The organism is Stenotrophomonas sp. HMWF023 (assembly GCF_003060985.1).
Lineage (GTDB): Bacteria > Pseudomonadota > Gammaproteobacteria > Xanthomonadales > Xanthomonadaceae > Stenotrophomonas > Stenotrophomonas lactitubi.
In genome coordinates this window covers 1-8,595 of the sequence record NZ_QAIJ01000353.1, presented here as the reverse complement: position 1 = coordinate 8,595, position 8,595 = coordinate 1, and the positions used below count along the sequence as shown (strand labels likewise).

Genomic DNA, 8,595 nt, shown 5'->3' with positions numbered 1-8,595 from the left:
CTTCTGACCGGCGCTCGACGCGGCCGCGCTGGATGCCGGTCAGAAGACCCTGCGCCGCAAGACCCACGAGACCATCGGCAAGGTCGGTGACGACTACGGCCGCCGCCACAGTTTCAACACCGCCATTGCCGCGGTGATGGAGCTGATGAACGCGCTGGCCAAGTTCGAGGACGGCAGTGAACAGGGGCGCGCCGTGCGCCAGGAAGCACTGCAGGCCATCGTGCTGCTGCTCAACCCGATCACCCCGCACGCCAGCCACGCCCTGTGGCAGGTGCTGGGCCATGGCGAAACGCTGCTGGAAGACCAGCCGTTCCCGCAGGCCGACAGCGGCGCGCTGGTACGCGACGCGCTGACCCTGGCCGTGCAGGTCAACGGCAAGCTGCGTGGCACCATCGAGGTGGCGGCCGATGCCGCGCGTGAGCAGATCGAAGCGCTGGCCCTGGCCGAGCCGAACGCGGCCAAGTTCCTGGAAGGCCTGACGGTGCGCAAGATCATCATCGTTCCCGGCAAGATCGTGAACATCGTCGCTGCCTGATGTACCCGGCACCGGCCGCCCTCGTGGCGGCCGGTGCGTTGTCGCCACGCCGGGCGCGCCCGGCCGATGGCCCTGCGTTCACGCGGCCTCGGGCACCCTGTCTGTTGCCGTGATCGCCCGGCTCCGCCAGACTGTCTCCATGACCCGAATCCTGCTTGCCCTCGTTCTCGTCCTCGGCCTCGCCGGCTGTGGTTTCCACCTGCGCAACAAGCTGATGCTGCCGACCGATACGGCGCCGGTGAAGGTGGTATCCACCGCGCCCTACAGCGAGCTGGTCAAGCTGTTGAACCGCAGCCTGCTGGCATCCGGTGCGCGCTTGGCCGATGAGGACAGCAAGGGCCCCAATGCCCAGCTGCAGGTGCTGTCCGAACGCTGGGGCGACCTGCCGATCGCGATCGACTCGCAGGGCCGCGCGCAGGAATACAGCCTGCGCTATGCGGTGATCTTCATCTTCCGCCGCGAAGATGGCAGCGAGCTGGTGCCGCAGCAGGTGATCGAACTGTCGCGCGACTACGTGTCGCCGCCGACCGACGCCACCGGCACCACCACCGAACGCGAGATCCTGGCTGACGAACTGCGCCGTGAAATGTCGGCCTCGATCATCCGCCGTATCGACAGCGTGGTCCGCGCCGAGTTGGAAAAGGGCGGCAGCCTGTCGGCGCCGAAGCCGGTCGAGCACGATCCGGTCGAGCCCGCACCCGCCGTCAAGCACTGAGCCGGGCGCCTGATGGAACTGCGACCGGAACAGCTGGCCGGGCAGGGCGCTGACACGGCGCTGGCGCCGGTCTATCTGATCGCCGGTCCGGAAACACTGCGAGTGCTGGAGGCAGCCGACGCTGTGCGGGCCCGTGCACGCGCGGCCGGCATCGACGAGCGCGAAGTATTCGATGCCGATGGCCGCGATTTCGACTGGAACCAGCTCGACGCCAGTTTCCACGCTCCCAGCCTGTTCAGTGCCCGCCGCCTGGTGGAAGTGCGTCTGCCCAGTGGCAAGCCGGGCAAGGAAGGCGGTGAGGTGATCAGCCAGTTCTGCGCCAACCCGGCGCCGGACGTGATCCTGATGATCACCGCCAATGAATGGAGCAAGGCCCACCAGGGCAAATGGGCCGAGGCGGTGAACCGTGTCGGCGTGTTGTCGGTGGCCTGGGCGATCAAGCCACATGAGCTGCCGGACTGGATCGAACGGCGTCTGCGCAGCAGAAGCCTGCGCGCCGAGCCTGCCGCCGTGCAGCGCTTGGCCGAGCGCGTGGAAGGCAATCTGCTGGCCGCGGCGCAGGAGATCGACAAGCTTGCGTTGCTGGCCGATGGCCAGACCCTGGACGTGGAACGGATGGAATCGCTGGTGGCTGATGCCGCCCGCTACGACGTGTTCCGGCTGGTGGAGGCGACGTTCTCCGGCCAGCCACAGGCGGTGCTGAGGATGCTGGCCGGTCTGCGCGGCGAAGGCGAGGCCGTGGCCGCGCTGATGCCGATCGTGATCCGCGAACTGCTGGCCGGTGCCGGCCTGGCACGGGTACAGGCACGCGGCGGCAATCTGGCTGCGGAGATGAAATCCCGCGGTATCTGGGAGTCGCGGCAGGCGCCCTACAAGCGTGCGCTGCAGCGGCATCCGGAAGGCAAGCGCTGGGAGCGTTTCGTGGCCGAAGCCGGGCTGGTTGACCGCATCGCCAAGGGGCGCGCCGACGGCGATGCCTGGCTCGCGCTTGAGCGCCTGCTGGTGGCGGTGGCCGAGGCGCGCGCGGTACGGCTGCTCGCCCGGGCCTGATCCATGAGCCTGCGGATCTATTACGGGGGCACCTTCGACCCGGTGCATCTGGGCCATCTGGCGATCGCGCGCGCGGCGCGCGATGAGCTGCAGGTGGCGGTGCGCATGCTGCCTGCCGCTGACCCGCCGCACCGCGCGGTGCCGGGCGCGACCGCCGAACAACGCTGCACCATGCTCGGCCTGGCCATCGGCGATGAACCGGGCCTGCTGCTGGACCGCCGTGAGCTGGATCGGGCGGCGCGCTTTCCCGGCAGGCCGTCCTATACCGTCGATACCCTGCGCGAACTGCGGGCCGAACTCGGCCCCAGCCGACCGCTGGCGTGGCTGGTGGGGGCCGACAGCCTGCTGGGCCTGCCCAGCTGGCACGAGTGGCAGGCACTGTTCGGGCTGGCCCATTTCATCGTCGCCGAGCGTCCGGGCAGTCCGCTGCGGGCCAGTGTCGACGGCGCGCTGGGGCAGGCCACCGAGGGGCGCTGGGCCGACAACGAGCAGGCCCTGTTTGCCAGCCCGGCCGGCCGCATCCTGCGCCTGCACCACCCGCTGCGCGAGGAATCGGCCAGTGCCGTGCGCACCCAGATCGCCGCGGGCGGCCCCTGGCGGGCCATGCTGGCGCCGGCGGTGGCCGACTATGTTTCTGGCCACGGCCTGTACCGCTCCGCCACCTCGTGAATACGGTTGCCGCGCTGTGGCCGTATAATCGCCCCCACGTTTATCGAGTCGACCCGCTTTGAGCAACCAGACCCAGCCCCAGACCATCAAGGTCGATCTGCCCAGCCCCGCGCCCTCCGTGCCGGAACTGCTGGCCAGCGTCCGTCAAGCCACCGAAGACCTGAAGGCCAAGGACCCGGTCGAGATCGACGTACGCGGCAAGTCCAGCGTCGCCGACTACATGGTGGTCGTGTCGGGTACTTCGACCCGCCATGTGAAGTCCATCGCCGACGAGGTCGTGCGCTTCGCCAAGAAGATCGACGTCATGCCGCTGGGTGTTGAAGGCGAGCGTGAAGCCGAATGGGTGCTTGTCGACCTGGGCGACGTCATCGTGCACGTAATGCTGCCGCGCGTGCGCGAGTTCTATGCGCTCGAGCGCCTGTGGACCGTTGGCGACCAGCCGCCGTCCTACGACGACGACGAAGTGGCCTGAGCCATTCGTTGATGCGGTTTTCGACGGCGCCGATGGCGCCGTCGACGTTTTGGAGGAATGCTGATGAAAGCCCGCCTGATCGCCACCGGCGAACGCGCGCCCAGTTGGGTGGCGCAGGGGTTTGCCGAGTACCAGAAGCGGCTCTCGCACTGGTTGCCCTTTGAGCTGGTCGAGATCGAGCCCGGCCTGCGCGGCAAAGGGCGGGACGCACGTCGCGCCACCGAAGACGAAGGCAAGCGGGTGATCGCTGCGTTGCCGAAGAATGCCTATGTCGTTGCACTCGACGTACCGGGCCGCCAGCTCAGTTCCGAACAGCTGGCGCAGCGCCTGGAACACTGGCGCGGACAGGGCAGGGACCTGGCGTTCCTGATTGGTGGGCCGGAAGGCCATTCGCCGGAAGTGTCTGCGCTGGCCGATGAAAAGTGGTCGATCGGCCCGCTGACGCTGCCGCACATGCTGGTGCGGCTGGTGGTGGCCGAGCAGTTGTATCGCGCCGCTGCGATGTTGGCCAATCACCCCTACCATCGCGCGTGAAGAGTCGTTATACTGGCGGTCTGCCCGAATAGCTCAGCCGGTTAGAGCACTTGACTGTTAATCAGGGGGTCGTTGGTTCGAGTCCAACTTCGGGCGCCACATTCAAGAGGCCTGCATCGCGAGATGCAGGCCTTTTTTGTTGCGTCGTGCCGTGCAGTCGTGTGCGGCGGTAGATCCACGCCATGCGTGGATGCATTGCGCTCGATTTTTCGAGCGGACTCGACTCTACACTGCAGGTCCATCACGTGGATGTTGACGATGCGCGCGTTTCGCTTTGCATTTTTCCTGCTGATGGTCCTGCTGCCATTGACCGCATCGGCCGCCGCGCCAACCACTTGGCAACCGCCGGCCGGTACCACTGAATTTCCTCTCTGGCCCGATGGCCAGATGATGGCACCGCCGAAGCTGAAAGGCCCCGAGCAGGTCAGCGAAACCGTCTCCAAGGCCAGCGGCGAGCACTGGATGATGCTGCAGAACGTGGCCGTGCCCACGCTCACCGTGTTCCCGGCGAAAGGCGCGCCCAGTGGCACCGCAGTAATGGTGGTGCCGGGCGGTGGCTACAACGTGCTGGCGATCGACCTGGAAGGCAGCGAGATCTGTGGTTGGCTCACCGCACAAGGCATCACCTGCGCGCTGCTGAAGTATCGCGTACCGGCCTCGGGACCGAACTGGAATCGCGAATGCAACTGCCGCGACATTCCCGCCGTGCCGATGGCATTGCAGGATGCGCAACGGGCAATGGGCCTGCTGCGTGCGCAGGCCGCGCGCTGGAAGATCGATCCGCTACGGTTGGGCGTGATCGGCTTCTCGGCCGGCGGCCATGTGGTGGCGGGGTTGAGCACGCATGCGCAGCGCAGCTATGCACCGCTGGATGCGGCCGATGCGCAGTCCAGCCGGCCGGATTTCGCGATGCTGCTGTATCCGGGTCATCTCTGGGTACGCAAGGATGATTCGCTGGAAAAAGACATCGTGGTCGATGCCAAGGTGCCGCCGACATTCATCGTGCAGGCCGCCGATGACCCGACGGACGATGTCCGTCACGCATTGACCTATCAGCGCGCACTGATCGAGGCCGGCGTGCCGGTGGAAATGCATCTGTTTGCGCGTGGCGGTCACGCGTTCGGCCTGCGCCTGAAAAACGCTCCGGTGTCGGCATGGCCCAGCTTGGCCGAGCGTTGGATGCAGGACATCGGCGTGCTGCCGAAACGCCGGTTGTAGAGCCGAGCCATGCTCGGCTGCCTGCGCGAAGCCGAGCGCGGGCTCGGCTCTACAGCGTCAGCTGGCCTTTCCAGAACGCCACCAGCGTAGCGATCGCCACCACCAGGATCGCGCCGAACAGCACCCATTCCCAACGTGTGAACACCTGTTCTCCGCGCTGGCGCCGGGTCAACGCGTACAGCACCACGCCCGGCACATACAGCAGCACCGACAGCAGCAGGTTGCCCAGGCCACCGGCATACACCAGCCACAGCGCATAGGCGCTGGCCAGCAGCGCGACGATGAAGTCGCGCCAGCGGGCACCGGCCGCGCTGGCGTACGCCTCGCCCTGCCAGGCCAGCTTCACGCCGAATGCGCTGGACAGGAAGTACGGCACCAGGCTCATCGACGCCGCCAGCAGCACCAGGCTGGTGTAGCTGCCCGAATTGAACAGCACCAGCAGCAGGAACAGCTGGATCAGGCTGTTGCTCAGCCACAGCGCATTGGCGGGCACGCCGCGTGCGTTCTCGCGGCCGAGAAACGCCGGCATCGTGCCATCGCCAGCGGCGGCAAACAGCACTTCGGCGCACAGCAGCACCCACGCCAGCAGTGCTCCCAGCACCGAGATGATCGAGCCGATGATGATCACCGTTGCGCCCCATTCGCCCACGATTGCGCGCAGCACATAGGCCATCGAGGGATTGGGCAGGCCCGCCAGCTCGGCCTGCGACAGCACACCCATCGACAGCAGGCTGACCAGCACCAGCAGCAGCCACACGCCGATGAAGCCGATCACGGTGGCGCGGCCGACATCGGCGCGGCGCGCGGCCCGGCGCGAGTAGATGCTGGCGCCCTCGATGCCGATGAACACCCACACGGTGACCAGCATCATCCCGCGCAGTTGCTGGCCCATGTCCCCCAGCGCGGGAACGCCGAAGAAGTCGGCACGGAACACGTCCATGCGAAACGCACCGGCGGCCAGAACCAGGAACAGCGCGATCGGCACCAGCTTGGCCACGGTGACCAGGCCATTGACGATCGCGGCAGTACGCAGGCCGCGCAGCACCAGCAGGTGCACGGTCCACAGCAACACGGACGATGCGGCGATGGCGGCGGGTGTATTGCCTTCGCCGAACACCGGCGCGAAGTGGCCGAGGCCGCTGAAGATCAGCACGAAGAAACTGGCGTTGCCGAGCACCGAAGCGACCCAGTAGCCCCAGGCTGCAGAGAATCCGATGTAGTTGCCGAAGCCTGCACGCGCATACGCATAGATGCCGGTGTCCAGGTCGGGGCGACGATTGGCCAGGGCCTGGAACACGAAGGCGAGCATCAGCATGCCGGCGCCGCTCACTGCCCAGCCGATCAGCGCGGCGGCCGGGCCGGCGCTGCGCGCCACGTTCTGCGGCAGCGAGAAGATGCCGGCACCGACCATCGAGCCGACCACCAGTGCGGTCAGTGCGGCCAGGCCAAGGCGTTGGTTGGAAGAGGGCATCACGCGCGCCGCAGCTGTCGGGGTGCCCATGATGGACGCTGTCGCGTGCGGAAAAAAGCAAAGGCCCGTGCATGAGCACGGGCCTTTGCAGGTGATGCTGCAGCAGGATTACTTGAACGTGTACTTGGCACCGACGGTGAAGTAACGGCCCAGCGCACCGGAGAAGTGCATCGGGTTGTAGTTCACGCCGCCGTAGGTGGTCGGATCGAGCGGGGCGATACGGTCGAACACGTTGGCCACCGAGGCGTTGAGCTCGAAGGCTTCGGTGATGTTCCAGCGACCGGACAGATCGAAGGTGGTGAACGAAGAGATCTTCTTCACCGGCGTTCCATCTTCATAGAACGCCTGATACGTGCCACCGCGCTTGTCGGTGTTGTCCATCTTGCTGATGTAGTTGGCAATGCCGCTGACGCTCCAAGGCCCCTGCCGCCAGGTGGTACCGAAGTTGATCTTGTCCTTCGGGGTGCCGATGCAGTTGGTGACGTCGCAATTGCCGTGGGTGCCGGCATAGTCGACAGTCTCATCGCCTTCGGTGCGCTCGAACTTCAGGACGTGGCTCCACTGCAGGTCCATTTCCAGCTGGCCCGGGCCGATGTCGAAGGTCTGGCGGATATCGGTATCGATGCCGCGAACACGTGAAGAGTTGGCATTCACGTAGGCCGTGTTGACTGCGAGGATGTTGCCGCTGTTGGCAACGCCGCCGATGTTGTTGATGTCACGCACCACGTTGCCGGCCCGGATCGCTGCCGTCGTGCTGCCCTGGGCGATTTCGTTGGTGCGCTTGATCTGCCAGGCATCGACGGTCAACGAGGTCGAGGACGTCGGCTGCAGCACGATGCCCACCGAGTAGCTCTTGGATTCCTCCGGCTTCAGATCCTTGTTCGGGCGGGTGATGATCGCCACCGTGCGGGCGGTACATTCGTCGGGGTCGATGGCGCAACGAACCGGGTCGGATGCGTTCGAGAAAGCAGCCAGGCCACCGTCACCGTTTTCGGCAGGGTTCGGTGCGCGGAAGCCTTCAGCATAGCTGGCACGCAGTGCGATCCAGTCGGCAGGAGTCCACTTCACGCCGAGCTTCGGCGTGGCCTTGCCTTCACCGCTTTCGTACTTGTCGTATCGCAGGGCACCGGACAGTTCCAGCTGTTCCAGCACAGGTGCGGACAGTTCGACGTAACCGGCATACACGTTCTGGGTGCCATCGTAGGCCGAGTAACCCAGGCCGATGATGTCACCCGTGTCGGTGTAGGTCTGCGGGGTCAGGCTGTTGCTGGTCTTGCGCCATTCTGTGCCGATTGCCAGGCCCAGTGGACCACCCTTCAGGTCCATCAGGCTGCGCGACACGGTGAAGTCGAACATGTCCAGGCCGGATTTCGCACGGGCGCTGATGGTTGGTGAGATGTAGTCGTACAACGCCTGCGAATTCAGATTGGCATTGTCGCCGATGCGCCACACGCCACCTGCGCAGTTCGGATTGCCCAGTGCGCACTGCACGGCGCTGTAGCGCAGGAAACCAGTGCGCTTGTTGACCAGGTCGGTCGCCGAATGCAGGTAGGCGGTGTCGTAGCTCCAGTCACCCCAGTTGCCCTTGACACCCACCAGGAAGCGGTTGAACTCGTTGGTGTTGTTGGTCACGCGCGGACCGACATCCCAAGCCGAATAGCGCAGCCTCGAGGCCTGGCCGGGAATCGGGTTGTCAGGATGGTTCGGGCCGAGCACGGTGGCTTTGGAGCCACTGTTCGCGGTGACGACGCCGCCCGGATAGCCCCAGGTACCCGCAGCACCTGACGGGGTGTTGCTGAAGATCGTTTCCTTCTTCGAGTAGCCGATCTCCGTGTAGATCTCGCCGCCTTCGCCGAAAGCGAAGCTGGCACGGCCGAACACGTTGATGTACTTCTCTTCGGGAGTCAGGTCGCGATACTGCTGCGCCGGAT

At 65.9% G+C, this 8,595-nt stretch carries 8 protein-coding genes, 1 tRNA gene and 1 pseudogene; 8 read left to right on the top strand and 2 right to left on the bottom strand.

Features of this window, described 5'->3' with window-relative positions; genetic code table 11:
- Positions 1-10 precede the first annotated feature (10 nt).
- From DBR20_RS21320 to DBR20_RS21285, 8 genes and pseudogenes are all read left to right on the top strand, one after another.
- A pseudogene (locus DBR20_RS21320) lies at positions 11-535 on the top strand (class I tRNA ligase family protein); the annotation flags it as partial.
- Positions 536-674: 139 nt separating this feature from the next.
- On the top strand, positions 675-1,250 hold the full coding sequence (lptE, locus tag DBR20_RS21315) for an LPS assembly lipoprotein LptE (RefSeq protein ID WP_089236377.1): 576 nt from the start codon (positions 675-677) through the stop codon (positions 1,248-1,250).
- A gap of 12 nt (positions 1,251-1,262) precedes the next feature.
- Positions 1,263-2,300, top strand: a complete 1,038-nt coding sequence (holA, locus tag DBR20_RS21310) for a DNA polymerase III subunit delta (protein ID WP_100461193.1) — start codon at positions 1,263-1,265, stop codon at positions 2,298-2,300.
- Between the two features lie 3 nt (positions 2,301-2,303).
- Complete coding sequence (nadD, locus tag DBR20_RS21305; RefSeq protein WP_100461191.1) at positions 2,304-2,969, top strand: nicotinate-nucleotide adenylyltransferase; 666 nt, start codon at positions 2,304-2,306, stop codon at positions 2,967-2,969.
- A 58-nt stretch (positions 2,970-3,027) separates the two neighbouring features.
- Positions 3,028-3,441 (top strand): ribosome silencing factor, encoded by a 414-nt coding sequence (rsfS, locus tag DBR20_RS21300; RefSeq protein ID WP_089236374.1) that lies wholly within the window; start codon positions 3,028-3,030, stop codon positions 3,439-3,441.
- 63 nt (positions 3,442-3,504) lie between these two features.
- Positions 3,505-3,975, top strand: coding sequence for a 23S rRNA (pseudouridine(1915)-N(3))-methyltransferase RlmH (gene rlmH / locus DBR20_RS21295; RefSeq protein ID WP_025879294.1), 471 nt, complete (start codon positions 3,505-3,507; stop codon positions 3,973-3,975).
- A gap of 22 nt (positions 3,976-3,997) precedes the next feature.
- Positions 3,998-4,074, top strand: a tRNA-Asn gene (locus tag DBR20_RS21290).
- 159 nt (positions 4,075-4,233) lie between these two features.
- On the top strand, positions 4,234-5,193 hold the full coding sequence (locus tag DBR20_RS21285; protein ID WP_108268294.1) for an alpha/beta hydrolase: 960 nt from the start codon (positions 4,234-4,236) through the stop codon (positions 5,191-5,193).
- A gap of 49 nt (positions 5,194-5,242) precedes the next feature.
- Here DBR20_RS21285 and arcD read toward each other — a convergent pair whose 3' ends face one another.
- Positions 5,243-6,664 (bottom strand): arginine-ornithine antiporter, encoded by a 1,422-nt coding sequence (arcD, locus tag DBR20_RS21280; protein ID WP_108268292.1) that lies wholly within the window; start codon positions 6,662-6,664, stop codon positions 5,243-5,245.
- 108 nt (positions 6,665-6,772) lie between these two features.
- The coding region (locus DBR20_RS21275) for a TonB-dependent receptor (protein WP_146187076.1) at positions 6,773-8,595 on the bottom strand (1,823 nt) is incomplete at its 5' end.

Coding starts and splice junctions, on each gene's coding strand:
- lptE (WP_089236377.1), top strand. CDS start 675: ATGACCCGAATCCTGCTTGCCCTCGTTCTCGTCCTCGGCCTCGCCGGC.
- holA (WP_100461193.1), top strand. CDS start 1,263: ATGGAACTGCGACCGGAACAGCTGGCCGGGCAGGGCGCTGACACGGCG.
- nadD (WP_100461191.1), top strand. CDS start 2,304: ATGAGCCTGCGGATCTATTACGGGGGCACCTTCGACCCGGTGCATCTG.
- rlmH (WP_025879294.1), top strand. CDS start 3,505: ATGAAAGCCCGCCTGATCGCCACCGGCGAACGCGCGCCCAGTTGGGTG.
- DBR20_RS21285 (WP_108268294.1), top strand. CDS start 4,234: ATGCGCGCGTTTCGCTTTGCATTTTTCCTGCTGATGGTCCTGCTGCCA.
- arcD (WP_108268292.1), bottom strand. CDS start 6,664: ATGCCCTCTTCCAACCAACGCCTTGGCCTGGCCGCACTGACCGCACTG.